Source organism: Streptomyces lincolnensis, from assembly GCF_001685355.1.
In the GTDB taxonomy this organism is placed as follows: domain Bacteria; phylum Actinomycetota; class Actinomycetes; order Streptomycetales; family Streptomycetaceae; genus Streptomyces; species Streptomyces lincolnensis.
Genome location: NZ_CP016438.1, coordinates 9,814,609 through 9,840,066 on the forward strand (window position 1 = coordinate 9,814,609; position 25,458 = coordinate 9,840,066).

The 25,458-nt window shown below is 70.1% G+C and carries 23 protein-coding genes and 2 pseudogenes; 16 read left to right on the forward strand and 9 right to left on the reverse strand.

Features of this window, described 5'->3' with window-relative positions:
* Window positions 1–13: 13 nt before the first annotated feature.
* Together SLINC_RS43305 and SLINC_RS43315 are read right to left on the reverse strand one after the other, a co-directional pair.
* A complete protein-coding gene (locus SLINC_RS43305) occupies window positions 14–928 on the reverse strand; it encodes an NADP-dependent oxidoreductase (RefSeq protein WP_067443889.1) in 915 nt (304 codons plus the stop codon).
* 395 nt (window positions 929–1,323) lie between these two features.
* On the reverse strand, window positions 1,324–1,905 hold the full coding sequence (locus SLINC_RS43315; protein ID WP_067443891.1) for an isochorismatase family protein: 582 nt from the start codon (window positions 1,903–1,905) through the stop codon (window positions 1,324–1,326).
* Between the two features lie 195 nt (window positions 1,906–2,100).
* Between SLINC_RS43315 and SLINC_RS43320 the strand changes: the two genes are divergently transcribed.
* A complete protein-coding gene (locus SLINC_RS43320) occupies window positions 2,101–2,820 on the forward strand; it encodes a DinB family protein (RefSeq protein WP_067443892.1) in 720 nt (239 codons plus the stop codon).
* A gap of 309 nt (window positions 2,821–3,129) precedes the next feature.
* Here the strand turns inward: SLINC_RS43320 and SLINC_RS46820 are convergent, their stop codons facing one another.
* A complete protein-coding gene (locus tag SLINC_RS46820; RefSeq protein ID WP_079165003.1) occupies window positions 3,130–3,498 on the reverse strand; it encodes a LysR substrate-binding domain-containing protein in 369 nt (122 codons plus the stop codon).
* Between SLINC_RS46820 and SLINC_RS46825 the strand changes: the two are divergent.
* Window positions 3,455–3,925: pseudogene (locus tag SLINC_RS46825) on the forward strand (hypothetical protein); the annotation flags it as partial. The gene SLINC_RS46820 and the pseudogene SLINC_RS46825 sit on opposite strands and share 44 nt — an antisense overlap.
* A gap of 523 nt (window positions 3,926–4,448) precedes the next feature.
* Here the strand turns inward: SLINC_RS46825 and SLINC_RS46830 are convergent.
* Window positions 4,449–4,688: pseudogene (locus tag SLINC_RS46830) on the reverse strand (IS1380 family transposase); the annotation flags it as partial.
* Between SLINC_RS46830 and SLINC_RS43335 the strand changes: the two are divergent.
* Window positions 4,595–4,954, forward strand: coding sequence for an oxidoreductase C-terminal domain-containing protein (locus SLINC_RS43335; protein WP_079165004.1), 360 nt, complete (start codon window positions 4,595–4,597; stop codon window positions 4,952–4,954). The pseudogene SLINC_RS46830 and the gene SLINC_RS43335 sit on opposite strands and share 94 nt — an antisense overlap.
* A 622-nt stretch (window positions 4,955–5,576) precedes the next feature.
* Here the strand turns inward: SLINC_RS43335 and SLINC_RS43340 are convergent.
* Both SLINC_RS43340 and SLINC_RS43345 read right to left on the reverse strand, forming a co-directional pair.
* On the reverse strand, window positions 5,577–6,893 hold the full coding sequence (locus SLINC_RS43340) for a cytochrome P450 (protein ID WP_067443896.1): 1,317 nt from the start codon (window positions 6,891–6,893) through the stop codon (window positions 5,577–5,579).
* A 53-nt stretch (window positions 6,894–6,946) separates the two neighbouring features.
* Window positions 6,947–8,302, reverse strand: a complete 1,356-nt coding sequence (locus SLINC_RS43345) for a glutamine synthetase family protein (protein WP_067443897.1) — start codon at window positions 8,300–8,302, stop codon at window positions 6,947–6,949.
* 357 nt (window positions 8,303–8,659) lie between these two features.
* Between SLINC_RS43345 and SLINC_RS43350 the strand changes: the two genes are divergently transcribed.
* The 8 genes from SLINC_RS43350 to SLINC_RS43385 all read left to right on the forward strand — a co-directional run bounded on the left by SLINC_RS43350 (window position 8,660) and on the right by SLINC_RS43385 (window position 16,676).
* A complete protein-coding gene (locus SLINC_RS43350) occupies window positions 8,660–8,848 on the forward strand; it encodes a ferredoxin (RefSeq protein ID WP_067443898.1) in 189 nt (62 codons plus the stop codon).
* A gap of 18 nt (window positions 8,849–8,866) precedes the next feature.
* Entirely contained in the window at window positions 8,867–10,075 is a 1,209-nt protein-coding gene (locus SLINC_RS43355) for an NAD(P)/FAD-dependent oxidoreductase (RefSeq protein WP_067446469.1), read from the forward strand.
* An 11-nt stretch (window positions 10,076–10,086) separates the two neighbouring features.
* On the forward strand, window positions 10,087–10,899 hold the full coding sequence (locus SLINC_RS43360; RefSeq protein ID WP_067443899.1) for an acetoacetate decarboxylase family protein: 813 nt from the start codon (window positions 10,087–10,089) through the stop codon (window positions 10,897–10,899).
* A gap of 96 nt (window positions 10,900–10,995) precedes the next feature.
* Window positions 10,996–12,456 carry an aldehyde dehydrogenase gene (locus tag SLINC_RS43365; protein WP_067443900.1) on the forward strand — a complete coding sequence of 487 codons (1,461 nt, stop codon included), beginning with the start codon at window positions 10,996–10,998 and terminating at the stop codon, window positions 12,454–12,456.
* On the forward strand, window positions 12,449–13,384 hold the full coding sequence (locus tag SLINC_RS43370; protein WP_067443901.1) for a 3,4-dihydroxyphenylacetate 2,3-dioxygenase: 936 nt from the start codon (window positions 12,449–12,451) through the stop codon (window positions 13,382–13,384). Before SLINC_RS43365 ends, SLINC_RS43370 begins: the two co-directional genes overlap by 8 nt.
* A 20-nt stretch (window positions 13,385–13,404) precedes the next feature.
* Window positions 13,405–14,250 (forward strand): fumarylacetoacetate hydrolase family protein, encoded by an 846-nt coding sequence (locus tag SLINC_RS43375; RefSeq protein ID WP_067443902.1) that lies wholly within the window; start codon window positions 13,405–13,407, stop codon window positions 14,248–14,250.
* 138 nt (window positions 14,251–14,388) lie between these two features.
* On the forward strand, window positions 14,389–15,015 hold the full coding sequence (locus SLINC_RS43380) for a TetR/AcrR family transcriptional regulator (RefSeq protein WP_067443903.1): 627 nt from the start codon (window positions 14,389–14,391) through the stop codon (window positions 15,013–15,015).
* A 203-nt stretch (window positions 15,016–15,218) separates the two neighbouring features.
* Complete coding sequence (locus SLINC_RS43385; protein ID WP_067443904.1) at window positions 15,219–16,676, forward strand: APC family permease; 1,458 nt, start codon at window positions 15,219–15,221, stop codon at window positions 16,674–16,676.
* A gap of 98 nt (window positions 16,677–16,774) precedes the next feature.
* Here SLINC_RS43385 and SLINC_RS43390 read toward each other — a convergent pair whose 3' ends face one another.
* Window positions 16,775–17,485 carry a type 1 glutamine amidotransferase gene (locus tag SLINC_RS43390; RefSeq protein WP_067443905.1) on the reverse strand — a complete coding sequence of 237 codons (711 nt, stop codon included), beginning with the start codon at window positions 17,483–17,485 and terminating at the stop codon, window positions 16,775–16,777.
* Between the two features lie 117 nt (window positions 17,486–17,602).
* Between SLINC_RS43390 and SLINC_RS43395 the strand changes: the two genes are divergently transcribed.
* Together SLINC_RS43395 and SLINC_RS43400 are read left to right on the forward strand one after the other, a co-directional pair.
* Window positions 17,603–19,093, forward strand: a complete 1,491-nt coding sequence (locus SLINC_RS43395) for an aldehyde dehydrogenase (protein WP_067443906.1) — start codon at window positions 17,603–17,605, stop codon at window positions 19,091–19,093.
* Window positions 19,090–19,812, forward strand: coding sequence for a gamma-glutamyl-gamma-aminobutyrate hydrolase family protein (locus SLINC_RS43400; RefSeq protein ID WP_067443907.1), 723 nt, complete (start codon window positions 19,090–19,092; stop codon window positions 19,810–19,812). Before SLINC_RS43395 ends, SLINC_RS43400 begins: the two co-directional genes overlap by 4 nt.
* A 47-nt stretch (window positions 19,813–19,859) precedes the next feature.
* On the opposite strand, the gene SLINC_RS43405 is transcribed toward SLINC_RS43400, so the two are convergent.
* Entirely contained in the window at window positions 19,860–20,432 is a 573-nt protein-coding gene (locus SLINC_RS43405; RefSeq protein ID WP_067443908.1) for a MarR family winged helix-turn-helix transcriptional regulator, read from the reverse strand.
* A 117-nt stretch (window positions 20,433–20,549) separates the two neighbouring features.
* Complete coding sequence (locus tag SLINC_RS43410; protein ID WP_067443909.1) at window positions 20,550–21,587, reverse strand: helix-turn-helix transcriptional regulator; 1,038 nt, start codon at window positions 21,585–21,587, stop codon at window positions 20,550–20,552.
* 237 nt (window positions 21,588–21,824) lie between these two features.
* On the opposite strand from SLINC_RS43410, the gene SLINC_RS43415 reads away from it, so the two are divergent.
* From SLINC_RS43415 to SLINC_RS43425, 3 genes are read left to right on the forward strand one after another with little or no spacing between them, the layout of a single operon-like run.
* Complete coding sequence (locus SLINC_RS43415) at window positions 21,825–22,859, forward strand: sugar ABC transporter substrate-binding protein (protein ID WP_067443910.1); 1,035 nt, start codon at window positions 21,825–21,827, stop codon at window positions 22,857–22,859.
* Window positions 22,860–22,868: 9 nt separating this feature from the next.
* The gene (locus SLINC_RS43420; protein ID WP_067443911.1) at window positions 22,869–24,458 is read left to right on the forward strand and encodes a sugar ABC transporter ATP-binding protein; all 1,590 of its coding nucleotides are present in this window, start codon (window positions 22,869–22,871) and stop codon (window positions 24,456–24,458) included.
* Window positions 24,455–25,453, forward strand: coding sequence for an ABC transporter permease (locus SLINC_RS43425; protein ID WP_067443912.1), 999 nt, complete (start codon window positions 24,455–24,457; stop codon window positions 25,451–25,453). Before SLINC_RS43420 ends, SLINC_RS43425 begins: the two co-directional genes overlap by 4 nt.
* Window positions 25,454–25,458: the final 5 nt, after the last annotated feature.

Here is a 25,458-nt window from a genome sequence, read left to right on the forward strand (position 1 = left end):
TCGGTGGAGCGTCTCACTCCGGCAGAATGACGATCTTGCCGCTCACCTGGCCCGCTCGGCTCGCGTCGAGCGCGGCGGGTGCCTCCGTGAGGCCGTAGGTCCGCGCGATCGGGACGTGGAGGTGCCCCTTCTGGATGAGGTCCGACAGCTCTTGCAGGACCGGGGTCCCCAGCGGGCTGCCCGTGTGGATCTGGATGCCGGTGTCCGCGGCGTCGAACGCCACGATGGTCAGGACCCGGGACGGGCCGCCCGCGAGTTCGACGGAGTCCGGGATCTCGCCCCGACCGGAGGCGTCGAGCACCGCGTCGACGCCGTCCGGGGCGACGGCCCGCACCCGCTCGACCAGCCCCTCGCCGTAGGTGACCGGGACGGCGCCGAGCCCGCGCAGCAGGCCGTGGTTGCGTTCGCGGGCGGTCCCGATGACCCGCGCGCCACGGGCGACGGCCAGTTGCACGGCGAAGGTGCCCACGCCACCGGCGGCGGCATGGATCAGCACCGTCTCGCCGTCGCCGACCTTGAGCCGGTCGAGTACGGCCGAGGCGGTGCCGCCCGCGACGGCGACACTCCCCGCCACGGCCCAGGAGACGGTGGCGGGCTTGGCTGCCAGCTTCGCGGGATCGGCCAGGGCGGAGTGGGCGAAGGACGGCGTGAGCGAGGTCCCGAACACCTCGTCCCCGACGCCGAACTCCGTCACGCCGTCACCGACCGCGTCCACCACCCCGGCCACGTCGGTCCCGAGGCCGGCGGGCAGGTCGAGGGGCATCCGCTCACGCATCCGGCCTGCGAGAACCTTCCAGTCGAAGGGATTCACACCGGCTGCCCGGACGGCCAGCCGTACCTGGCCGGGGCCGGGGGTCGGCCGCTCGACGTGCACGGCACGCAGCGCGTCACCGGTGCCGTATGTGAAGAACTGGACTGCGAGAGACATGGGGGCTCCGTTGTTCGCAGGGAGGGGTGCCGGCCGGTGCCTAGTGGCAGCAGTGGACGGGCGGGGCGCCCCGGGTCATCGACAGGAGGGCGACGTAGAAGAGGACCGTCATCGCCACTCCCGCGAGCCATTGGGGTCTCACCGGCTCGGTCCGGACAGGGCGGCCGTCGAGGGGTGTGCGGAGCGGGGCGCGGACGGGGTCGAGGGCAGGAGACGGGCGTCGGACGCTTCCCACAGGGGCATGACGGGCGGCGCTTGGTGTGCGAGGGGGGTCTGCGCCGGGGGCATGTCGTCCCCCGCGGATATGAACGGGCTCATGACGGTTCCTGATCGCGTGGGGGGGGGAGGGGGGTGGGTGGTGCGGCCTGCCGCACTCGTGTGAGGTGCTGCCGTGCTCAGGCACCGGCCTCGGGGACGAGTGTGGCGAGGAGCTGCTGGTTGCGGGTCCGGTGTGGCGCCCACCGGGTGCCGACGGCCGCCCGCGTGACCGGGACGACGCCCGCGAGAGCCATGCGGCGTACGGCCAGTTCGTGGGCCTCGGCCGTCACGCCCGCGCAGGCGTCGGTGACGACGTGCACGGCGTAGCCCTCGTCGGCGGCGTGCAGGGCGGACAGGGTCACGCAGGTTTCCGTGTACAGGCCGGCAATGACGAGGTTCTTCCGTCCGGTGGCCTGCACGGCGTCGACCACCCGCCGGTCCTGCCAGGGGTCGGTGACCGTCCTGGTGATCGGTCCGCGGTCGGGGAAGAGGACTTGGAGCGGCTGGAGCAGCGGACCGCTGTGTTCCTCGGTGCTGGTCGTCAGGACGGTGGGGACGCGGCACGCCTCGGCGGCTTTGGCCAGGCTCAGCACGTTGCCGAAGACCGTCGTCGGCCGATGGCTGTACAGGTACGGGAGCGGCTGGTGGTCGATCAGCAGCAGGACGCTCTGCGCGGGTGTCGGCAGTGCGTCGGGACCGCTCTGCGGTGGCGTGCTCATGAGGCTCTCCTCGGCCGTGCGGGGTGCCGCTGAGGAAGATGACACATCAACCCAAGGTGATGTGTCAACTACCTTCGCTCCGGTGGTTCGCCCGGAACCGACCTCGTGGGAAATCGGTCGCGTCCGCGTCGGGCGAGCCGCTATGTTCCGCCAGGGCGCAGTGAGGTCTGCGACGCCAGGCGAAAGGTGCCGACCATGGAGACCGAGGGCGCGCGGACGGACCGTCTGGGCCTACTGCTCGAACAGTTCGACCAGGCCAGGGAGATGGCCCAGGTACGGCTCGCGGGGCTCGGTGACGAGGAGTACCTGTGGGAGCCAGTGCCCGGTTGCTGGTCGATCAGGCGCAGGGGCGAGGCGGCGACACCCAGGGCGTTCGGGCCGGGGGAGTGGGTGATGGACCAGGGCGCCCCGGACATCCCGGCGAGCGAGTACGCCGAGGTCGCCCGCCAGGCCGCCGGAGGCATGACCGTCGAGAAGATCGCCGACGACTGGGGCGTGAGCGTCGAGCGCGTCGAGCAGGTCCTCGCCCACACCGGCGAGCCCGAGCCCGACGAGACACCGGTCACCACGATCGCGTGGCGGCTGGGCCACCTGCACTTCCACTTCGCCGGCGGCTGGGAGTGGACCTTCGGTGAACGACGGCACGAGCCGAAGCAGTTGGTCGACTTCACCCCCTCCGCGGCCCTCGAACTCGAACGCTTCTGGACGGTCATCGACCGCTGGCGCGACAGCGTCGCCGACCTCACCGACGAGCAACTCGACACGGTCGGCCTCTCGCAGTACCCCTACAGCAACGACGCCGACTACCCCTTCGTCGGCGTCCTGGCGGCGGCCAACCTCGAGTTCATCCACCACATGGCCGAGATCGCACTGCTCCGCGACCTGTGGCGGACCCGCTTCGGCGCGTCGCGGTAGCCGCGGGCGTGGGCCCCTTTCATGGCGTGCCGCCCCGCCTGGCTACGCACCCGGTAAGCCGTGCCGTCCTCGACCCCGTCGGGGACGTGATTGCCACCGTTCCGCAAGCGCGTCCCTCGCCTGGGGACTTCAAGCCTGGGCCCGGGCTTCCGCTGCGCCCGGCGGGGACGGACACCACTTCTCTGCACCAGTCAAGCCACTCAGCGCGCCTGTGACCTTCGGATCGCGTTGACGTCAGAGAGTTTTCGAACCCCTCTGCGATGGCGCCGCATGCTCTGATCCGTTGCCTTGACCAGGCTGGGTTACTGCTCAGGCTGCGGCGATGAGAGGGCGGTGCAGGTCGGCTCGTCGGACGCAGACACCGATGGCGAGCGGCTCGGGGCGGGTGGGAGTGGGCAGCTGTCGAAGTCTGGTGCGGAGGCCGCTGTGCTGCAGCACGAGGCCGGGGATGATTCCCGTGCCGTAGCCAAGGGCTACCAGGGTGAGCAGGGCTTCGTGACCGTCGGCCTCGGCGGCGATGTGCGGATGGACGCCCAGGCTTCGAAACCAATGGTCGGCGGCTGTGCGGACGAGTCCTTGACGGGGTAGGACGAAGGGCTCGTTGAGGGCAGGCGCCTGCTCGGCGGTCGGGCCGGCGGCCTCGGAGGGCCGGCCGGTGACCGTCCCGGACGGCCTGATCGCGGAAGTGTTCCCACGCGCCCTCGACGCCCTGCTGCCCGCAGGTCCGCCGGCGCGGCGCGCTGTCCTGGCCGGACCGGGAAGGCTCGCCCTCTATGCGAACGCCGACATCCTCCTCGTGCCCACCCATCCGCAGACGGGGGAGACCTGGACCCCGCCCAACCCGGCAGCCTCGGCATACTCGGTGCCGCTGCCGTTCGGAATATGGCTGTGGTTGGCCACCCCCGAGCCGTACTTGCCCGTCCCTGCGTCGGGCGGCATGCCCGACGGCGTCCTCCGCGACCTGCCCGCGCCACGCCCCCGTCACCTGTTCCGGGCCGATCCGGGAGCATTCCAGCACACCCTGGTCCAGCTGGCGGCCGTCCGCAGCCCGTGGCTGCGCGAGATCCTCGAGAACCTCACGCAGCACATGCGCGCCCAGCTCTTCTGGCCAGGTGGCGTGGCAGTAGGCGCCGACGCCCAATCTCCGACCTCTCCGGCTTGCCGCTCTCGTGGTTGCTGCCCACATGACGGCCCAGAAGGAGCGGGCCTCACGTGACGCAGGGCAGCAACTCCTCGCCGCGAGCACCCGGTTTGCGGAGGTACGTGGGGCGCACGTGCGGACGATGCGCCCGGTCGCCTGGCACCCGACGCGGTATTGCAGCGCCCAGTCGGCGATCAGGGCCGCTGTTCCGGGGATGGCCGATCGCAGCGCCCGACAAGGGAGATTGAGCCGACAGGACCGCATGGACGGCGACCTGTGATCCGAGGTCGTGCACGCGGTCCTCGGCAGAGACCGATCCGCCAGGCGTGATAGAGGTCCTCAGGCGCGAGCGATGCGAGCTCAACTGGGAAGACCTGACGGAGTTTGGCAGCCACAAACCGAGATAGTGCGGACAGGCAGGTTCGGTTGTCGTTCCTTGGTTGCGGTCGACCCGTGGCGACTGCAGGGGCCGCATGCCGCTCGGTCACCCGGTGAGGACGTCTCCGGTGAGTTCGGCGACCCAGGCGTCGGCGCGGAGATCGCCGTCCTTCTCGACGGCCGGTGTCCAGGCAGTCTTCGGGATGTGCTGGTGGATGGCGTCGGTGACCGTCATGCCGACGGAATGGAACAGCCATTGGCCCCGCTGAGCGACCCGGGCGACGAAGTCGTGGGTGCCGCCAGCGGAGTCGGTGTCGATCAGGGTCCTGCGGCCGCGCAGCAGTCTCCTCGTGGTTCTGGACGGACCGTCATGGTGTGCATGCCGAGGCCTTCGGGGACATGGCATCGGGCAAGAATCGAATCGTGCGGCGCGGAAATCCGGACGATGCCTTCGCGGCACTGCACGTCTGCGAGGACGGGACCTTGCTGGGAGCCGCTGCCATCAACGATCCCCACACGGTGCGTGCCGCACGCAGGATCCAAGAACGCAAGAAGCGGGTGGACCCGGCCCTCCTGGCCGACCCCACAACGAACCTGCGCCGACTCGCTCGGTGATCTCACCGGCCCGCTCTGCGAGAGGCCGCTGCCCCGATACCTACGGCGAACTGCGTACATGCCCGGCCGCCCGGTCACGTACGTCGGCCGACAGGCAGATCGACACGCCCCTGCGGGAGCCGGTGGCGCCCCACTTCTTGATCACGAATGTGCGGGCCACCGATGACCGCAGTCGGTGCACTCGATCTTCATGACGCGGGCAAGCCAGCCGTCTCCAACGAACGCCTCCTCTGGAAGGTGATGCCGCGGCGCAGAAGCAGACATCATGCGGACGGCTCCGCACGCTTGCCCTCCTGCTGCCGCAACAGCCTGTGCAGCATGCCGGTGAGCTGGATGAACGCACCGGCCTCCTGTCGGTTGGCGAAGTGGCCGCAGCAGCTACCCATCGACTGTTGCCGAGGGTGACGACCCCAACGCCGCTTCAAGCGAGTCCGGCCGCCACAGGCAGAAGGTGTGCTGGGCAGGGGGCGGTGTCCCCTGCCCAGCACACCTTGAACCGGGCCCCGTAGCGCCGGACGAACCGAGTTCCGAGGTGTGTCACCTCGTTGGCCAAGTCTGTCGGGCTCAGCACACCGCGATGACGTTCCGGCTGTACAGTGCCCGCGTCGCCTTGGGCGGGTCGTCAGGTGAGGGTCACCTCGACCGGCAGCTTCTTGATGCCGTTGACGAAGTTGGAGCGCACCCGGGGGACGTCGCCGGCCAGCTTGATGTCGGCGATCCTCGGGATCAGCTCCTCGAACATGATGCGGATCTCGGTGCGAGCGAGGAGGTTGCCCAGGCAGAGGTGGGGGCTGCCCTTGCCGAAGGTGACGTGGTCGTTGTCGGTGCGGGTGACGTCCAGGTCGTAGGGGTTGTCGAAGACGTCCTCGTCGCGGTTGCCGGAGGCGAACCACATGACGACCTTGTCGCCCTCCTTGACCTGCTTGCCGCCGAGTTCGACGTCGCGGGTGGCGGTACGGCGGAAGTGGTAGACAGGGGAGGCCCAGCGCAGGAACTCCTCGACCGCGGTGGGAATCAGGGAGGGGTCGTCCTTGAGCCTGGCCAGCTGCTCGGGGTGCTGGAGCAGGGCCAGCATCGAGTGGGAGATGGTGTGGCGGGTGGTCTCGTTGCCGGCCACTACCAGGAGCAGGAAGTAGTTGTCGAAGTCCTGCGCGGACAGCGGGACGCCGTCGCGCGGGGTGGTGTTGACCAGCTTCGACACCAGGTCCGTGCCGTCGCCGCCGCGCCGCTGCCGGGCCAGCTCCCGGCCGTACTCGAAGACTTCGAGGGAGGCGGGGGAGCGGAAGGGCAGGTCACGGTACTGCTCGCTCTCCGCGCTGTTCAGCAGGACGTCCGCGTAGTCGGGGTCGGTGTTGCCGATGATGCGGTTGCCCCAGTCGATGAGGCGCTGGTTGTCCTTCGGCGGTACGTCGAGCAGGCGTGCCAGCACGTTGATGGGGAAGTCCGCGGAGACGTCGGCGACGAAGTCGAAGGTGCCCTTGGCCAGGGCCGCGTCCAGGGTGGTCGCGGTCAGTCCGCGCAGGAAGTCGGTGTAGCTGTTGATGACGCCCGCACCGAACTGCCGCTGGATCACGCTGCGCAGGGCGCGGTGGCGGACGCCGTCGAGTTCCAGGATGGAGGCGCGTTTCTTGATCTGGTCCTCGTCGACCTCTTCGAGGTTGACGAATTTCGTGGAGGTGAAGGTCTCCGCGTCACGGTCGACCCGCGCGATGTCCGCGTGCCGGGTCACCGCCCAGAAGCCGGAGTCGGGGGCCTCCTCGGGCTGCCAGTGGATCGGGTCCTGGTGGCGCAGGGTGTGGAACATCCGCCATGGGGTGACGCCGTCGGCGAAGTTGTCGAGGTCGGCGAGGTCCACCTGGTCGAGCGGCATGGGCTCGTCGAGGGCGGCGCGCAGCTCGGCACGGGTGGTGGGGACGGCGCGGGCAGTGGGGCTGGTCATGGTGGTGGATCTCCTGGGCGAGGGCGACGAGGGCCGGCGGCCTTTCGGCGGGCTTACAGGTGGTAGGCGTACTCGGTGAACTCCCAGTCCGTGACGTGCCGTTGGAAGCGTTCGACCTCGTTCCGTTTGTAGGTGAGGAAGGAGGTGGTGAAGTCCTTGCCGAGGACGTCGGTCAGGGCGGAGTCCGCCTCCAGCGCGTCGAGCGCGGTCGGCAGGCTCGCGGGCAGCAGGGCGGACTTGGCGGTGTCGTAGCCGTAGCCCTCCAGCGGGGCGGGTGGCTCCTCGCCTTCCTGGATTCCGAGCAGGGCGGCGGCGATGGTGCCCGCGATCAGCAGGTAGGGGTTGGCGCTGGCGTCGCCGAGGCGGAGTTCGAGGCGGGCGCCGCTGCCGCGCTCGGGCGGGATGCGGACCATGGCGCTGCGGTTGTCGAGTCCCCAGTCGATCAGCCAGGGCGCGAGGGTGTCGGGTCCGAAGCGTTTGTACGAGTTCACGGTCGGGTTGGCCAGTGCGGTGAGCGCGGGTGCGTGGGCGAGGATGCCCGCGATGGCGTGGCGGGCGGTGGCCGAGAGGCCGTACGCGCCGGAGGGGTCGTCGAAGGTGTTGTGCCCCTCGGTATCGCCGCACGACAGGTGGAGGTGGAACCCGGAGCCGCCCGCGTCACCGAAGGGCTTGGCCATGAAAGTGGCCATGTTGCCTTCCTTGCGGGCCAGTTCCTTGACGGCCGCCTTGAAGCGGAAGGCGCGGTCGGCGGCGTCCAGTGCCTCCGAGTGGGTGAGGTTGATCTCGTACTGGCCGCCGTCGAACTCGTGGTTGCCGGTGATGACGCCGAGGCCCAGGTCGCGCAGCTGCCGCAGGGTGCGCAGCAGGTGGTTGTCGGGGTCGGCGCGCAGGCCGGCGGTGTAGACGGCGCCGATGGCCTCCGGCGAGCGGCGCCAGCCGGTGGGCGTGCCGGGGGCGGGCTCCAGGAGGAAGTACTCCAGCTCGGGGCCGACGACGGGGCAGAGTCCCCGCTCGGAACATCGGGCCAGGACGCTGCCCAGCAGGTCGCGTGGTGACTCGGGGGCGGGGCCCCCGGTCGCCGGGTCGGTGACCTCGCCGAGACAGGTGGCGACGCCGGGCTCCCAGGGCAGGGGGGCCGCCGTGGACAGGTCGGGGCGTACGCACACGTCCGGCAGACCGGCGTCCAGACCGCCCGTGACCGGGACCACGTCCCCTTGAGGGGAGGTGTGGTAGACGGCGCGGCAGAAGGCCAGGCCGTGCTCGGACGCCGACGGCAGGTGGTCCAGCAGGACGTCCCGGGCACGGTCGGTGCCCATGAGGTCGGGGTAGATCACCCGGACCACGTCGACGCCCTCGGCGGCGAGCCGCTCCATGTGCCGGCGGATGTCTGGGGTGTCGGATGCGCTCACCGGTGTCTCCTCGGGCGGCTGGGTGGGGACATTCCCCAGGCTTCGGGGGCTCTGGGGGGTGGGGTGTGCAGAAAACGGAAGCCGGGGTGCGGGTTCAGGCCAACAGACCCCGGTGTGCTCGTTTGGTCCCGAACGGTATGGAGCGAAGTCGCCGTCCCGCAAGAGGCCGGCCGAGAAAATTTATCCACCTGGACAGGTATTGACCAGAGGGGAGCGGGTTCCTATGTTGTTTGAAGTCAAACGAGTCAGGGGTGTGGCTCTGTTGCACCCCTTTGGCCGAGGGGCCCGGCCACACCCGGGCGGGCCCCTCTTCAGCCCTCTCCCTGCTCCGACGCCCTCACCCTCAGGAGGACCGCCATGAAGGTCGTCGTCGACATGAACAAGTGCCAGGACCACGGCCAGTGCGTCTTCGCGGCACCCGACGTCTTCTCCATGGATGGCGACGGACACCTGGTGTACGTTTCCGGCCCCGAAGAGGCGCTGCGCGACGAGGTCGAGGAGGCCGCGGACGTGTGTCCGCTGCAGGCCATCCGGATCGAGGCCTGAGTCCCCATGGCCGCAACCATGACCGGACGCGTAGTCGTCGTGGGCGCTTCGATGGGTGGCCTGCGTGCCGCCGAGCAGCTCCGCGCGGCGGGCTGGACCGGGGCGATCACGGTCGTCGGCGACGAGCCCCACATGCCCTACAACCGGCCTCCGCTGTCGAAAGAAGTCCTGGCGGGGAAGGTGCCGTTCGAGTCCCTGACCTTTACACCGAAGGCGGCCGCCGCCGACGTGGAGTGGCGTCTCGGCACGAAGGCCGTCGCGGCCCGCCTGGACGAACGGACCGTCGAATTCGACGACGGCGAGACCGTTCGGTACGACGGACTGGTCGTCGCCACCGGAATGCGCCCCCGGCGGCTGCGCTGCCCGGGCCCGCTCCATGGCCGTCACACCGTCCGTACCCTCGCCGACGCCCAGGACCTGCGGGACGAACTGACCCGGCCGGGCGCCAGAGTGGTCGTCGTCGGCGCGGGATTCATCGGCTGCGAGGTCGCCGCCACCGCCGTAGGACTCGGTGTCCACGAGGTGACCGTCGTCGATCCGCTGCCGCTGCCCATGGTGGGCCCGCTCGGCGAACTGCTCGGACGTGCGCTGCTCAAGCGTCACGAGGAGCGTGGGGTGCGCTTCGCGCTCGGCCAGGGGGTCGCCGGGTTCGAGGGCGAGGACCGGGTGACCGGGGTCGTCCTCGGCGACGGGACGGTCCTGCCTGCCGATGTGGTCGTGGAGTCGGTCGGCTCGATCGCCAACGTCGAGTGGCTGCAGGGCAACGGGCTCGACCTGTCCGACGGTGTGCTCACGGATGAGCGGTTGCGGATCGGCGGACGCCCGGACGCCGTCGCGGTCGGCGACGTCGCCCGCTTTCCCAATGCCCGTTACGACGGCGTACCCCGCCGCGTCGAGCACTGGTCCATCCCGACGGACACCGCCAAGCACGCCGCGAAGGTGCTTGCGGCCCACCTCGCCGGCGCAGATGGCGAGGTGGCTCCTTTCGCGCCACTGCCCACCTTCTGGAGCGACCAGCACGGTTTCCGGCTGCAGTCCTTCGGGGCGCCGGTCCTCGGCAAGGACGACGTCCGTGTCCTGGACGGCGACCCGGAGGACGACGTCCTGGTCGGTTTCCACACCGGTGGTCGGTTGGTCGGTGTCGTCGCGCTCGGCGGCCAGGCTGCCGCGATGGGCGCCGCCCGTTATCGCGCCCAGTTGCTCAAGTCGCCCGCCCTCACCGTGTAAGGAAGCCCCTCATGACCCCTGTCCGTGGTTACTTCCACCCCAAGACAGCGAGCGGTGCCTCGTCGCTGATTCCCTCCCCGCCGTGGCGCTACTCAGGTGACCTGCTCACTGTCGAATACCGCACCGACCCCGCCCGTGTGCGCGAACTGCTGCCCGAGCCACTGGAGTTGGCCGACGAGGACCCTGGTGCGGTCGCGTTGATCTGGGCCGACTGGCAGTCCTGCTCCACTTCCGGAGGCGAACTGCTGGACCCGGTGCTCTCCCAGTACAAGGAGGCCTTCGCGGTCGTCCGCTGCAAGTACAGGGGGCAGACCTACACCCGGTGCGTGTACATCTGGGTCGACAGGGACTTCGCCATCGCCCGTGGCCTGCACCAGGGCTATCCGAAGAAGCTCGGATCGATTCACCAGACGCGGCCGCATCCGTACGGGCCCGCTCCGCGGATCGCGGCGGGGGCGCGCTTCGGGGCAACGCTCGCCGCGGCGGACCGGCGGTTGGCCCAGGCCGTGGTGACCCTGCGAGAGCCGTCCGAGACGAACGGCTTCGTCAACAGACACCCCATGGCCCACCACCGGTGGCTGCCGTCGATCGAGAAGGGCAAGGGCCTGGCGCTCGACGAACTGATCGAGTCCGGTGCGTCCTCCTTCGAGGGCGGGCAGGCGTGGGTCGGTGACGCCGAGTTGGAGATCTTCGAGGCGCCCACCGAGGAACTGGCCCGACTGGAGATCCGTGAGCCGATCGCCGCCTACTACCGCCAGGTCGGCGTCGTCTGGGACGGCGGCCGACTGCTGGAGTCCGGCACCTCGGGAGCGTCTGCCGGGTGAGGTTCGTGGTCGGCTGCGGGTCGTTCGTGGCTGGTCGCGCAGTTCCCCGCGCCCCTGGGCAGGCCGTCTTCCCCTCGTTCAATTGGAGCCCTTCTTATGCCTGACAACATCGTCGTCGGCGGCGTTTCCGTCGACACCCGGCACTGGATCGGGGGCGAGCGTGTCGCCTCCGATGACACCTTCGCCGATGTCTCGCCCATCGACGGGAGCGTCCTCGGCGAGATGGCCCGGGGCGGTCCCGCCGAAGCCGTCGCAGCCGTGGCCGCCGCGAAGGCCGCCTTCCCCGCCTGGGCTGCCACTTCACGCGCCGAACGCGCTCGCATCCTCCACGCCATCGCCGACGGCGTGGAGAAGAGGATCGAAGAACTCTCGATCGTCGAGACCACCGACAACGGCGCGCTGCTGCGTTCACACCGTCGGGGCGTGATGCCCCGTGTCGCCCACAACTTCCGCTTCTTCGCCGACTGGCTGCTCAAGCTGGAACACGAGGACTTCGAGACACGCGGTCACAGGAATCACGTGAGCTGGGACCCGGCGGGCCCGTCCGTGCTGATCACCCCGTGGAACGCGCCCCTGATGCTGGCCACCTGGAAGGTCGCCCCCGCCCTGGCGGCCGGCAACACGGTCGTCCTCAAGCCCGCCGAGTGGTCCCCGCTGACCGCCTCCCTGCTCGCCGACATCGCGGCCGAGGCAGGGCTGCCCGCCGGGGTCCTCAACGTCGTCCAGGGCTACGGCTCGGAGATCGGCGACGCCCTCACCGCGCACCCGGACGTACGGCGGATCAGCTTCACCGGATCGGTGCCGACGGCCAAGCGCATCGCCGAGTCCGCCGCCGGCAACCTCACTCCGCTCAGCCTCGAACTCGGCGGCAAGTCACCGCTGTTGGTCTTCGCCGACGCCGACCTCGACCTCGCCGTGGACCTCGCTGTCGAGCAGTACGACAACGCCGGGCAGGTCTGCCTCGCCGCCACCCGCTTCCTCGTCGAGGAGTCGGTCGCCGAGGAGTTCACGCGCCGGTTCGTCGAGAAGGCCGCGACGCTCACGCAGGGCGACCCGCGCGACGAGACCACCGACATCGGACCCAATATCCACCCCCGCCAGCTGGAGAAGATCGACACCTTCGTGCAGCGGGCGCTCGCGGCCGGAGCCCGTGCCGTCATCGGCGGACACCGCAAGGACACCCAGTACTACGCACCGACCCTGCTCACCGATGTCGCCCAGGACTCGGAGATCGTGCAGGAGGAGGTCTTCGGCCCGGTCCTGACCCTGCAGACCTTCAGCACCGAGGAGGAAGCCGTCCGCCTCGCCAACGACACCCGCTTCGGCCTGGCCGCCACCCTCGCCACCGGCGACGCGGAGCGCGCCGAACGCGTCACCGAGCAGCTCGTCGCGGGCACCGTCTGGGTCAACTGCTTCTTCGTACGCGACCTTCAGGCACCCTTCGGCGGCTCCCGCCACTCCGGCGTCGGCCGCGAGGGCGGCACCTGGAGCTTCGACTTCTACTGCGACGTCAAGAACACGGTCACCGCACCGAACGGATGGAAGAACCATGGGTGAGATCGTCGGGGCGGGCCTCCTCGCCCATGTCCCCACCATCGTGCTCCCGGAGGAGGACCGGCTGGAACTCAACGAGGGCAAGGAGATCACCCTCGTCACCGGGCTCCGGCAACTCCGCAAGGACGTCTTCGAACGCGACGACTACGACACCGTGGTCGTCCTCGACTCGCACTGGGCGACGACGGTCGAGTTCGTCGTGACCGCCCAGCAGCGCCGCGCCGGCCTGTTCACCTCCGAGGAGCTGCCGCGCGGCATGTGCCGGATGCCGTACGACTTTCCCGGCGACCCCGAACTCGCCCGCAACGTAGAGAAGTTCGCCGACAAGCACGGCACCTGGATCACCGCGATCGAGGACGACTACCTGCCGATCTACTACGCCACCACCAACCTCTGGAAGTTCCTGGGGGAGGGGTTGCCCGACAAGCGGTGGGTGACCATCGGGGTCTGCCAGACCGGCGACATGGAGGACCATCTGCGCCTCGGCCGAGCCCTCGCGGACGGCATCGCCGCAACCCCCGGACGCCGCGTGCTGGTCATCGCCTCCGGCGCCCTTTCCCACACCTTCTGGCCGCTGCGTGAACTGCGCGACCACGAGGCCGGCGACCCGGTGCACATCTTCACGCCTCAGGCGCGCGAGGCGGACCACGAGCGCATCGCCTGGTTCAAGGACGGCCGCCACGACAAGGTCCTCGACACCATGCCGGAGTTCTGGAAGTACAAGCCCGAGGCGAAGTTCTTCCACTACCTGATGATGGCCGGCGCCCTGGGTGAGCAGGCGTGCATCGCCAAGGCCCGTCAGTACGGGGAGTACGAGAACTCGATCGGCACCGGTCAGGTGCATCTGTGGTTCGACCGTCCGACCGACGGCTGGACCGGCACCGGCCTGCCCGCAGCCCCGTCCCCACGCACCCCTCACAGCCGCGTCTAGCCGTATCCAGGAGCCCTGTCATGCCCGAGTACCGCCGCATCCTCCTCGACGGCGCCGCCGTCCAGGTCACCGTCGAGGGTGATGAACTCGTCGCCGGAGACGGCCGCCGCGTGAAGACCGAGGAGGCGCACCACCTGCCCCCGGTCGTGCCCTCCAAGGTGATCGCCGTACACCTCAACCATCGCAGCCGCGTGGACGAGTTCCGGATCCGGCTCACCCCGACGCCCACCTACTTCCACAAGCCGACCTCCTCTCTCAACTCCCACAAGGGCGCGATCGTCCGCCCCGAGGGCTGCAAGTGGCTGAACTACGAGGGCGAGGTCGCCATCGTCATCGGCAGGACCGCGCGCAACATCTCGCAGGCCGAGGCGGGGGAGTACATCGCCGGTTACACCGTCGCCAACGACTACGGCCTGCACGACTTCCGTGACACCGACGCCGGATCCATGCTCCGCGTCAAGGGCTCCGACACGCTGTGCCCGCTCGGCCCCGGCCTGGTCACCGACTGGGACTTCCACGGCAAGTACCTGCGGACGTACGTCAACGGCGAGGTGGTGCAGGACGGTTCGACCGACGAGATGGAGTGGGACATGCACTACCTCGTCGCCGATATCGCTCGCACGATCACTCTCCATCCCGGCGATGTGCTGCTCTCCGGCACGCCCGCCAACTCCCGGCCCGTCCGGCCCGGCGACGTCGTCGAGGTCGAGGTCGAGGGCCTCGGACGGCTGACGAACCACATCGTCACCGGGCCGACTCCCGTCCGTACCGATGTCGGCGCCCAGCCCACGGAGTCCGAGGAGGTGCTGTCCACCGCGCTCGGCGGCGACTGGGAGTTCCGCGGCATCAGGGCGCCCAAGCGCTGATGCCGGCCGCGACACGGCCTCGCACCGGGACTGACCGACGAGGTGCCCCGGTGCGGCGTCCGCTCCCCGCCCCCGACCGGTCCGACGGGCCGCTCCGGCGTATGCCCGGTCACGAAGCGGCCGGGTAGGGTCGCAGCCATGACCGAATCCGCCGATACTCCTGATGGCCGCAAGCCGCGTCGGCGCATGAACTACGGGGAGGGCCGGGAGGCTCTGCTCAACGCCGCCGTACGGGTCGTGGCGCAGGGCGGACTGCGCAGGCTCACCTACCGGGCGGTCGCGCAGGAGGCGGGGACCACCCACGGTCTCGTGGTCCACCACTTCGGCTCCCGTGACGCGCTGATCGAGGAGGCGCTCGCACACGCGATCCGCACCTCGCTGAACACCAGCGCCCTGGAACCGGGCACCGGCAAGGTCGCGGACTTCTCGGTGGGGGTGTCCGACATGGTCACCGCTGATCCGGACATACAGGCCTTTCAGTACGAGCTGCTGCTGGAGTCCAGGCGTCGCCCCGAACTGCTGCCGCACCTGCGCGCGCTGTACGACGAGTACTTCGACGCCAGCGGGCGCGAGCTGGCCCGCATGCTGCCCGACGGGGCCGGCCGTCCGCTGACCCGGCTCGTCTTCGCGGCCCTGGACGGTCTCGTGCTGCACCAGCTCGTCTTCGGCGAGCCCGAGACCACCGATGCCGCGATCGAGGAGCTGCGCGCCCTGCTTCGGCTGCTCGTCGACGCCGGCCACGGGACTCCGGAAGGCGACGCCTGACCCGCTGACCCGAGCGTTCCGTGGTCCTGGACGTCCGTCGTCCAGGACCACGGGCATTGCGCGGCGGTTACGGCCCCGTAAGGAACCGGGAGGTGCCCGGGAATCTCGGCGCGACCCCTTGTCAAACGGATAGTTCCACCCCACTATGAGGCAACTCGTTTGGCCTGAAACGATTCCCTCTTCCTCCCTGGCAGGTGATCCGAGTGGACAGTCAGACGGCGGTTGCGAACCAGACCGCGCCCGACGCCTCCACCGCAGGCAAGCTCAAGCCCAACTCGCTCGGCGTCATGGGCATCCTCTTCTTCGTCCTCTCCGCGCAGGCGCCGCTCACCGGGGTCGCGGGCGCGGTGCCCATCGCCGTGGCCGTCGGCAACGGCGCCGGCGCTCCCGCCGCCTATCTGGCGGCCGGCGTGATCGTCCTGCTGTTCTCCGTCGGCTTCGTGGCCATGGGCCGGCACGTCGTGGACGCCGGCGCCTTCTACACGTACATCGGGAAGGGTCTCGGCCGGTACCTCGGGACGGGCAGCGCGGGGATCGCGCTGTTCGCCTACTGTGCGATCCAGGCCGCCATGTACGGCCTGTACGGCGCCACCGTGAGCAGTCTGCTGGAGCACTACACGGGTGCGGACGTGCCCTGGTGGGTGTGTGCCGTGGTCACCATGGCGATCGTCCAGGTGCTGGGCGCCGTGGGCATCGAGATGGGCGCGAAGGTGCTGGCGGTCTTCGTGCTGGCGGAGTTCAGCATCCTGGCCGTCTTCGCGCTGGTCACCCTCTTCAAGGGTGGTGGGCCCGAAGGGCTCGGTGTCACTCAGTCGTTCTCACCGGGTGCGGCCCTGGACGGGGCGCCGGGTGTGGCGCTGATGTTCGCCGTGGCGTCGATGGTCGGCTTCGAGGCCACCGCGATCTACGGCGAGGAGGCGCGCGAACCGCGCAAGACGGTGCCGCGGGCCACGTATCTGGCTGTCGCCCTCGTCACTGGCTTCTTCGCGTTCGCCTCCTGGATGCTGATCTCCTCGTACGGTGCCTCGAAGGCCACCGGCGCCGCGGGCAAGGCTCTGGAGGGCGGCGACTCGACGGCCTTTGTCTTCGCGCCGATCGCCGACCTGTTCGGCACCTGGGTGAACGACGTCCTGCCCCTCCTGCTGGCCACCTCCCTGTTCGCCGGCATCCTCGCCTTCCACAACTCCGCCAACCGCTACCTGTTCTCGCTCAGCCGTGACGGGCTGCTGCCCCGCGGGCTGTCGACGCTCAACCGCCGGCAGTCGCCCGCCGTGGCCGGATGGGTCCAGACGGCCATCGCGGTCGTTCTGGTCGTCCCCTTCGCGCTGGCCGGCAAGGACCCGGTCCTCGCCCTGTTCTCCTGGGGCAGCGGAGTGGCCGTCCTGGGAATCATGCTGCTGTACCTGCTCACCTCGCTCTCCGTGGTCGTCTTCTTCCGCCGGGAGCGACTGGACACCCGGCCGTGGAACACGCTGATCGCGCCGGCCCTGGGTGCGCTCGGCATGGCCGGGGCGGTCTGGCTGATCATGGAGAACTTCACCACGCTCATCGGCGGCGAGCAGAGCACCGCCATCTGGCTGGAGCTGACTGTCCCGGCGGTCCTCGTCGCGGGAGTGGTGACGGCACGGCTGACCCGCGGCAGGGCGGCGGCCGACGGCTGACGCGGCACGGCGGGCGGGGCCGGCAGCCGGCCCCGCCCGCCACTCGGTCCGGGAGGGCGGCCGGGTGTCGCTCTCCTCCCCGGCAGGCGGTCCGCCGGTCAGTCGGCCGAGGCGGCCACCCGGTCGACGAACGCGTCGACCAGGCGGCGGGCGTTTGCCCGGGCCGTCAGCTCCAGCTCCCGGCTTCGGCCGAGCAGTTCGCCGGGGTCCACGCCGTGCTGTACGCACTGCTCCGCGCCGCCGAGGTCGAGCCAGCCACGCACTGTCCCCGTGGTGACCTCCGGGTGGAACTGCACCCCCAGGCTGCGGCCGACCCGGAACGCCTGCACGCACACGGCGTTGCGGGCCACCTCCACGGCTCCGGGCGGCGCGACGCAGCGGTCGTAGTGCCACTGGAACCAGGGGCCGGTCCCCACCAGGGAAGGATCGTCCGTGTCGACCTCGACCCAGCCGATCTCGGGGTGCGGCGACGCCTCGACCGAACCCCCGAGCGCCGTGGTCAGTGCCTGGGCGCCGAAGCAGACGCCGAGGACCGGGATGCCGAGGTGGTGGGCCTTGCGCAGCAGTGCTAGCTCACCGCCGATCCAGCTGCCGACTGCGGTCTCGTCGTACACCGACCACGGGGCGCCGAGTGACACGAGCAGGTCCCAGCCGTCGGCCTCGGGGAAGTCGAACGTCACGTCCGGAGCCTGGTGGCGGTGCTCGGGTACGACGGTCAGGACGGTGAGGTCGTATCCGCGTTCCATGAGCCTGGCCCCGACCAGCCCGGGTTCCGTCACATGGTCGTGCTGAAGGACGAGTGCGCGCACGGCGTCGCTCCTTTCCCCGGGGCCCGCGGGCCTGCCGGATCGATTCGGTGAGCGCTTGCGGGCGCTCCACGCACAGCCTATCGTTTGAGTTCAAATAATCACCCTGGAGGTCCCCGCATGCTGGACGTCACCCACGAGGAGTGGCAGCGCCGCGCCAAGTCCCTGGACCTGTCCGGCGCCCATCACATCGACGGCGCCGACGAGGGTGGCGGCGGGGCGGTCTTCGCCGCAGTCTCGCCCCGTGACGGTCAGGTGCTGACCCGGGTCGCCGACGCGGGCACCGCCGAGGTGGAGGCGGCCGTGGCTGCCGCCCGTCGTGCCTTCGACGCCGGTCCGTGGCCGCGCCTGGCGCCTGCCGAGCGGGGTCGGGCGCTGCTGCGGATGGCCGAGGTGCTCCAGGAGCGACGCGAGGAACTGGCGCTCACCGTCAGCCTGGAGATGGGCAAGCCCATCACGGACGCGTACGAGATCGAACTGCGTGCTCTCATCAACACCTTCCGCTGGTACGGGCAGTTGGCGGACAAGCTGACCGACGAGTCGCCGCACACCGCCCCGGACTCTCTCGCCTTGATCACCCGGGAGCCGGCCGGGGTGGTCGGCGCGGTCGTTCCCTGGAACTTCCCGCTGACGTTGGCGGGTTGGAAGGTCGCCCCGGCGCTGGCCGCGGGCTGCACGGTCGTACTGAAGCCGTCGGAGAACTCACCCCTGTCCGCGCTGTTCCTCGGCCGGATCGCGACCGAGGCCGGGCTTCCCCCGGGCGTACTCAATGTGGTCAACGGCAACGGGCCGGTGGCGGGGCGGGCGCTGGGCCTCCATCCCGACGTCGACGTCCTGGCCTTCACCGGTTCCACGGCCGTCGGACGCCACTTCCTGCGTTACGCCGCCGACTCCAACCTCAAGCGCGTCTGGCTGGAGTTGGGCGGCAAGTCGCCCAACATCATCCTCCCGGACGCCCCGGACCTCGAGAAGGCGGCCGCCACCGCCGCCTGGGGCATCTTCTTCAACCAGGGCGAGATGTGCACCGCTCCCTCCCGGCTGCTGGTCCACTCCTCGATCGCCGAACGCCTCACGGAGACGATCGTCCGACGCGCCCGCGAGCTGCGCATCGGCGACCCGCTCGACCCCGCCACCGAGATGGGTGCCCTGGTCGGCGAGGACCACCTGGGGCGCGTACAGGACCACATCGGTACGGGTCTGGCCGAAGGCGCCCGCCTGCTCACGGGCGGCTCCCGCACCCTTGCCGACACCGGTGGCAGCTACTTGGAGCCGACCGTCTTCGACCACGTCGACCCCGGTATGAGGTTGGCTCGTGAGGAGATCTTCGGCCCGGTGCTGTCCGTGCTCGCCTTCGACGACCTGGACGAGGCGGTACGGCTGGCCAACGCCACCGAGTACGGTCTCGCCGCCGGCCTGTGGACCTCGGACCTGTCCACCGCACACAAGGTCTCCCGGGCGTTGCGGGCGGGCACGGTGTGGGTCAACTGCTACGAGGAGGGCGACCTGACCGTCCCCTTCGGCGGCATGAAGCAGTCGGGCAACGGACGGGACAAGTCCGCCCACGCCCTGGAGAAGTACACCGAGCTCAAGACCACCTGGATCCAGCTGTGACCCGCACTCCTGTCACCCCTGTACGTCCTCTGATCGCCGTCCCCGCCCGCTTCTCCGCGACGACCTCCGCGCTGCGGTACGCCGCCGAGGTCAACGCCCGCGCTCTGATCGAGGCCGTCTGGCGGGCCGGCGGCGAACCGGCGAGCATCCACCCCGCGTCCGGAGACGTAGCATCCCGCCTGGCCCGCTTCGACGGCATCCTGCTCCCCGGCGGCGGAGACCTCGCCCCGCACCACTACGGCGCGCAAGGTGTTCATGCCAGCGTCTACGACGTCGACGACCTCCAGGACGCCTTCGACCTCGAAGTCGCCCGCCAGGCACTCGACGTGGGTCTCCCCGTGCTGGCGGTCTGTCGCGGCCTTCAGGTCGTCAACGTCGCCCTGGGCGGCACCCTCGAACAGGACATGGGCGGCCCCGAGCGCGAACACCGGCACGTTGTGCACCCGGTGGCGATCCAACGCGGCACCCTGCTGGAGCAGGCCACCGGCGTGGCGAAGACGGAGGCGTCCTGCTACCACCACCAGCGGGTGGACCGCCTCGGCGCGGGACTCACGGTCAGTGCGCGTGCCGCCGACGGAACAGTCGAGGGACTCGAACACCCGGGCCTCCACGGATGGTTCATCGCCGTCCAGTGGCACCCGGAGGACACCGCCCACGAAGACCCCGCGCAGCAGGGCCTCTTCGACGCCTTGGTGCGAGCTGCCCGCGACAGACGCTGACCCCGCCCGAGTTGCCGGAACTCCTCGCGGCCTTTCCGTGCTGGGCTTCAGCCCTTCGCGCGCCGCCCGCTGCGGCGCTGTGTCGGCTTGGCACCGTCGAGGAGGGTCAGGCGACGCTCCTCACCATGCTCCTCGACCTGCCGCACGACCTGGCGCAGCCCTTCCGCGACGTCCCGGCACCCCTCGTCACTGAGCCGTGAGGCGACGAACGCCTCCTCCTGGTTGAACTCCGGGAACAGCCGCTGCATCAGCGCCTCACCCTCCTCGGTGAGACTCAGCAGCACCAGTCTGCCGTCGGAAGGGTGACCGGTCCTCTTGAGCAGCCCCCGCCCCTCCAGCGTCCGCGACACCCCGGTGAGGGTCCCCTTGGAGATGCCCGCCTCCTCCGCGATGTGCCGGGTCTCCGACTCGCCCCAGATCCACACCACCCACAGCACCACGAACGCCGTCCAGGTGAGATCGGCGCCGCGCAGCACCGAGTTCTCCAGGTGCTGACGGACGGCCGACGCGGCGCGGTAGATGTTGGCGACCACCGCCATCTGCTCGCGGTGGATCGGTGTCCCCCCGAGCTTCGCCGCTGCCAGCTTCTCCGCTTCGGTGATGGATCGGTGGCCGGGCACAGGCATGCTCCTTTGATCGTTCGGAGCCAAATTGTACGAGAGTGAGAAGAAGGTGGGGGGATTCGGGGACCGGGGTTCCCTCTCTTGCAGCGGGCGCTGGTTGCGCGCTCGGTCTTCTCAATCGGCGGGGGACCGCTCGACGAAGTGTTCCACGTCTTGTGGGGTGGGCCTCAGCACACCGTCGCGTACGGCGAGGGCTGTGGCTTCGGCCCGTGAGGCACAGCCCGTCTTGCGGAGGAGGTGCTCGATGTGGCTGTGAACCGTCCGCGGGGACAGGAACAGTGCCTGTGCGACGGCCTGGTTGGTCTGGCCCCTGGCGGCCCGTGTGAGCACCTCCAGTTCGCGCGGACTCAGGCCGTACGGCAGTTGCGTCGGTGTCTCGGACACGAGGACCGCCCTTCGTACGATCGGCGATCCCGCCGTGCACCGGCGAAGCATCACACGGTTCCAGCCTTGGCCGACCGGCCACAGGAGCCGCAGTCGAAGGCCGCCCGATTCGGCGAACGCGCTTGCCAGGCGGCGGAATTCGGTGTCGGCCAGAACTTCGGCAGGGTGCCGGCCCGGGAGGTCGATGACGCCCTCGGCCGTGACGAGGTTCGCTCCCGCGGCTGTCGGAAGGTCGTGCAGGTCACCGGTGTGGGCCGTGGGGTCGGCGAGGGCGCCCAGCGCAGGCAGGATCGAGGCGAGCAGGTGCCGCGCCTCCGTGTCGTACGTGCCTGATCCCTCGATGGACACGTTGACCAGGCCGACCAGACGGCCGTGGTGGCGCAGGGCGCCGGTGAGCGCGTCGCGGAACCCGGCCGGCCGAACCCGCTCGGCGTAGAACCAGCCGTTGCGGAAACGCTGCCCGACGGACGCCGCGTCTTCGGCGTCCTCGGTGATGGATGGCGGGAGTGTCTGCCGTACGACATTGGCGTACCACGGGGTGGAGACGAACTCGGCGGCCAGTGACTCGGACGTCGTGGGCGTGTAGCCGATGCCCGCGATCTGCAGGTGTGCTCCGGTGATCGGATCGATCGCGAGGAGAGTGGCGGCGTCGAGGGGCAGGGCGCGGCGGAGTTCGTGCAGCGCCTGGGTGCAGGCCGAGGCGGTGTCGCGTTCGCGGGTGAGCATTCCGATGCGGGTCGCTGCCGCGAGCTGATGGTGGCTGACCATGAGGGCCTCCGGGAACCCACGACGAATGTCGTTTGACCCCTAACGATATGCGCTTCGGGTGGGCCGGACAAGCCGTTCGCCGTTTCGTGACCGGGTTCCCGCTGGTCACTGCCGGGCCTCTCTGGCAGTCGGTATTTCTACGGATGGCGGGGTCGGGACGCCTGGGTCTTTCCTGTTCGCCACAGCCGGATGCCCGACGCAGCCGCTTCGGGCCGCATCCTTACGGAGAGTCCCGCCATGACCAGATCCCCGTACCCCTCCCCGGCCTCGCGTCGGCAGTTCCTGGCTCTCTCCGGCGGTGTTCTCGCCGCTACCGCGCTGGCCGCCGCGGGCTGCTCCGCCCCGGACGACGGCGCGAGCACGGCCGACCCCGCTGGCGCGTCGGCGGGGTCGAGAACCCTCACCAGGATCGGCCTGGACTATCCCTTCACCCAGCTCCCGCTCTACTCGACGCTCGTGAAACTCTCCACGGCCGCCGCGAAGAAGCACGACGTCTCCCTGCTGACCACGAGCGACGCGAGCAACCCCGACACTCAGGCCACCAACCTCACCACGTGGGTCACTCAGAAGATCCCGGCCATCGTGTCGTTCCCGATGGTTTTCGAGGCCACCGAGGCGATTGCCAAGAGGGCGTTGGACGCGGGGCTGATCTGGGTGACGTACGGCGGATCGCTGGAACACCAGAGCGCGGACATCCAGTTCAGCTTCCTCGAGGGCGGCACACTGCTCGGGGAGGCCGCCGCGAAGTGGGCCAACGAGCAGCTCGGCGGAAAGGGCAAGGTCGCCTTCCTCACCGACAGCACGATCCAGCTCGGCCGCGAGCGGACCAAGGGCATGATCGACGCCTTCACCAAGAACGCGCCCGGCGTCGACGTGGTTGCCCGGGAGCAGGCCATCGACCCCGACACCGGACTGTCGAAGTCCCGCGCCGTCCTTGCCAAGCATCCCGACCTCAACCTCATCCTCGGGGTCACGGACGCCGCCGCGTACGGCGGCTTCAAGGCGCTGCAGCAGACGGGCCGCAAGGCGACCGACGCGAAGACCTTCGTCGGCGGGCAGGACGGCGCCGCCCCCTCCCTCCTCGCCATCAAGCAGGGCACGTTCTACCGTGCCTCGGCCGCACTGGCCCCGAAGGACATCGCGAACGCCGTCGTCGACGTGCCCCTCGCGGTGGCCGCGGGAAAGGCGAACCCCAGCGTTCAGGTGCCGATCACGCTCGTCGGGCGCGGCGACACCGCGAGGATCGACGACCTGCTCGCGCAGAACTCATAGGCGCCCGCCATGACGGAACCAAATCTCCGGATACGCGGGTTGAGCAAGTCCTTCGGCGGCGTCAGAGCCCTGGACGGCGTGGATCTCACCGTCCCGGCCGGTCAGGTGCACGCTCTCCTCGGCCACAACGGCGCCGGCAAGTCCACCTTGATCAAGTGCCTGGGCGGCGCCTTTCCGCCGGACGCGGGCACGATCGAAGTGGGTGGGATCTCCCATGCGCGTCTGAGTCCGCGCGAGTCGATCGCCGCGGGCGTGGCGATCATCTTCCAGTCGCTCAGCGTCGTCGACTCGCTGACGGTGGCGGAGAACATCTTCCTCGGCCAGGAGTGGACCCGGTACGGCACCGTTCACCGCCGCGCCCAGGAGGAAGTGGCGGCCGGTCTGCTGGAGCGGGTCGCGGCGAGCTGTTCGCCGCGTGACCGGGTGGCTGAACTGCCCATGGGGCAAAGGCAGTTGGTGGAGATCGCCAAGGCCCTCAGCCGCAGCGCCTCGGTGCTGGTCCTGGACGAACCCACCGCCGCCCTCTCCGGGGCCGAGACCGGCGCCCTGGCCGAACGGGTCGAGGACCTGCGCACCCAGGGTCTGGCCATCGTCTACGTCACCCATCTCCTCGCCGAGGTGGAACGGCTGGCGGACGCTGTGACGGTGTTGCGTGACGGCAGGGTCGCCCACCACTCGACAGTGTCGGGGTACACACGCAGTGAGTTGGTCGACGTCATTGCCGGTCGACCGGAACCCGTTGCGAGCGGCCCGGCAGTAGACAAGACAGCCGACAACCTCGGGACGACCGGCGGTGCCGTGGCTGGGACCGCCACCGGCACCCCGGCTCCGCGTGCCCCCCGGCTCACCGCGGACGGGTTCCGTGGCCCCGGGTTCGGTCCCGTCGAGATCGGCGTCGGCGAGGGCGAGATCGTCGGACTGTACGGCCTGATCGGCTCAGGTCGCACGCGCATCCTGGAGACCCTCTTCGGCGGGCGCCGGGCCTCGGGCGGCACGGTGCGGGTGGGGGAGCAGGTCGTCACACCCGCACGTCCCGCGGACGCGCTGGCCGCGGGGATCGCCCTCGTGCCGGCGGACCGGCGCAGACAGGGTCTGTTCCCTGTGCTGAGCGCCCAGGACAACGCGCTCCTGCCGACGATCCGTCCGCTCGCCCGGTGCGGGCTACGCGCACTGGGCGCCGAACGGCGGGTCTTCGACGCGATGTCCCAGGCGGTCGGGCTGCGCCCCGCCCGGCCGCGACTGCCGGCGGCCGCCTTCTCCGGCGGCAACCAGCAGAAGCTCGTCCTGGGCCGGTGGATCAACGAGGCTCGCAGCGTCGACGTGCTGCTCCTCGACGAGCCCACCCAGGGTGTCGACGTCGGCGCCCGGCAGGAGATCTATCAGATCGTCTCGGCGCTCGCCGAACAGCGGGGTACAGCCGTGCTGTTCGCCTCCAGCGACCCGGAGGAGGTCGTCGCGCTCGCCCACCGCTGTCTGATCGTCTCCGCAGGCCGCATCGTGGGCGAACTGAAAGGCGGCGAACTCACCGAAACCGCCCTGCTGTCGGCCGTCCACGACGCCGACGACACCGCCTCCACGACCTCGGAAGGAGCGGCATGACCACCGCGACCACGGCCCCGACCAACCGCCTGACACCGGGCCCGCGCGCCCTGGCCGGAGGTGGCCTGAACTCGGTGCGGCGCAATCCCCTGCTCGTCGTCCTCGCCCTCATGGTTCTGGTCTTCCAGCTGACGACCGGCAGTTTCCTCGACCCCGGCAACCTGCGCGGGATCGCCATCGACGCGGCCACCCTCGCCATTGTGGCCGTGCCATTGGCTTTGCTGGTCATCAGCGGCTACCTCGACCTCTCGGTCGGCTCCACGCTCGCCGTCGGCGGACTCGTGGCCGGCTGGCTCGCCGGACAGCAGCACCAGTCGCCCGTCGTCGCCGTGCTCGGCGCGCTGGCCGTGGGTGCGGCGGTGGGCGCTGTGAACGGCATCCTGTGCTGCTACCTGGGGCTGTCCGCCTTCATCGTGACGCTGGGCATGCTGACAGCGGTGCGCGGACTGGCACAGCAGCTCTTCCCGCTGCCGCTGAGCAGCTTCGGGTCCGGGTTCGCCTGGCTCGGTGGATCGAGGATCGCCGGGATCGACGCGCCGGTCCTCATCGCCGCGCTCGTCCTGGTGGCGGGCGCACTGTTCCTGGCGCTCACCCCGGCCGGGCGGCACGTCTTCGCCATCGGCGTCAACCGGGAGGCCGCCCACCTCTCCGGCATCAATATCCGCCGGACGCCCTTCGCGCTGTTCGTCGCCACGGGCGTGGCGGCGGCCCTTGCCGGGGCGGTCAAGGCGTCGGTGCTGGACAGCGTGGTCGCAGGGACCTCGGGCGCGGGTTTCGAACTGACCGTACTCACCGCCGTACTACTGGGTGGCGTCGCGCTCACCGGTGGCTCCGGTTCCGTCTTCGGTGTGCTGCTCGGCGTGCTCTTCCTGGGGTGTCTGCAGAACGGACTGACACTGCTGAGCGTGCCGACGTTCTGGCAGCAGATGGCCCAGGGCACCGCCCTGGTGGCAGGCGCGGCACTCGCCTACTTCGGCCCGCGGCTGACGCGGTGACCCCC

Excerpts from the sequence above, each read along its gene's own strand:
- SLINC_RS43305 (WP_067443889.1), bottom strand. The coding sequence starts at position 928 with ATGTCTCTCGCAGTCCAGTTCTTCACATACGGCACCGGTGACGCGCTG.
- SLINC_RS43315 (WP_067443891.1), bottom strand. The coding sequence starts at position 1,905 with ATGAGCACGCCACCGCAGAGCGGTCCCGACGCACTGCCGACACCCGCG.
- SLINC_RS43320 (WP_067443892.1), top strand. The coding sequence starts at position 2,101 with ATGGAGACCGAGGGCGCGCGGACGGACCGTCTGGGCCTACTGCTCGAA.
- SLINC_RS43340 (WP_067443896.1), bottom strand. The coding sequence starts at position 6,893 with ATGACCAGCCCCACTGCCCGCGCCGTCCCCACCACCCGTGCCGAGCTG.
- SLINC_RS43350 (WP_067443898.1), top strand. The coding sequence starts at position 8,660 with ATGAAGGTCGTCGTCGACATGAACAAGTGCCAGGACCACGGCCAGTGC.
- SLINC_RS43355 (WP_067446469.1), top strand. The coding sequence starts at position 8,867 with ATGACCGGACGCGTAGTCGTCGTGGGCGCTTCGATGGGTGGCCTGCGT.
- SLINC_RS43360 (WP_067443899.1), top strand. The coding sequence starts at position 10,087 with ATGACCCCTGTCCGTGGTTACTTCCACCCCAAGACAGCGAGCGGTGCC.
- SLINC_RS43365 (WP_067443900.1), top strand. The coding sequence starts at position 10,996 with ATGCCTGACAACATCGTCGTCGGCGGCGTTTCCGTCGACACCCGGCAC.
- SLINC_RS43370 (WP_067443901.1), top strand. The coding sequence starts at position 12,449 with ATGGGTGAGATCGTCGGGGCGGGCCTCCTCGCCCATGTCCCCACCATC.
- SLINC_RS43375 (WP_067443902.1), top strand. The coding sequence starts at position 13,405 with ATGCCCGAGTACCGCCGCATCCTCCTCGACGGCGCCGCCGTCCAGGTC.
- SLINC_RS43380 (WP_067443903.1), top strand. The coding sequence starts at position 14,389 with ATGACCGAATCCGCCGATACTCCTGATGGCCGCAAGCCGCGTCGGCGC.
- SLINC_RS43395 (WP_067443906.1), top strand. The coding sequence starts at position 17,603 with ATGCTGGACGTCACCCACGAGGAGTGGCAGCGCCGCGCCAAGTCCCTG.
- SLINC_RS43410 (WP_067443909.1), bottom strand. The coding sequence starts at position 21,587 with ATGGTCAGCCACCATCAGCTCGCGGCAGCGACCCGCATCGGAATGCTC.
- SLINC_RS43415 (WP_067443910.1), top strand. The coding sequence starts at position 21,825 with ATGACCAGATCCCCGTACCCCTCCCCGGCCTCGCGTCGGCAGTTCCTG.
- SLINC_RS43420 (WP_067443911.1), top strand. The coding sequence starts at position 22,869 with ATGACGGAACCAAATCTCCGGATACGCGGGTTGAGCAAGTCCTTCGGC.
- SLINC_RS43425 (WP_067443912.1), top strand. The coding sequence starts at position 24,455 with ATGACCACCGCGACCACGGCCCCGACCAACCGCCTGACACCGGGCCCG.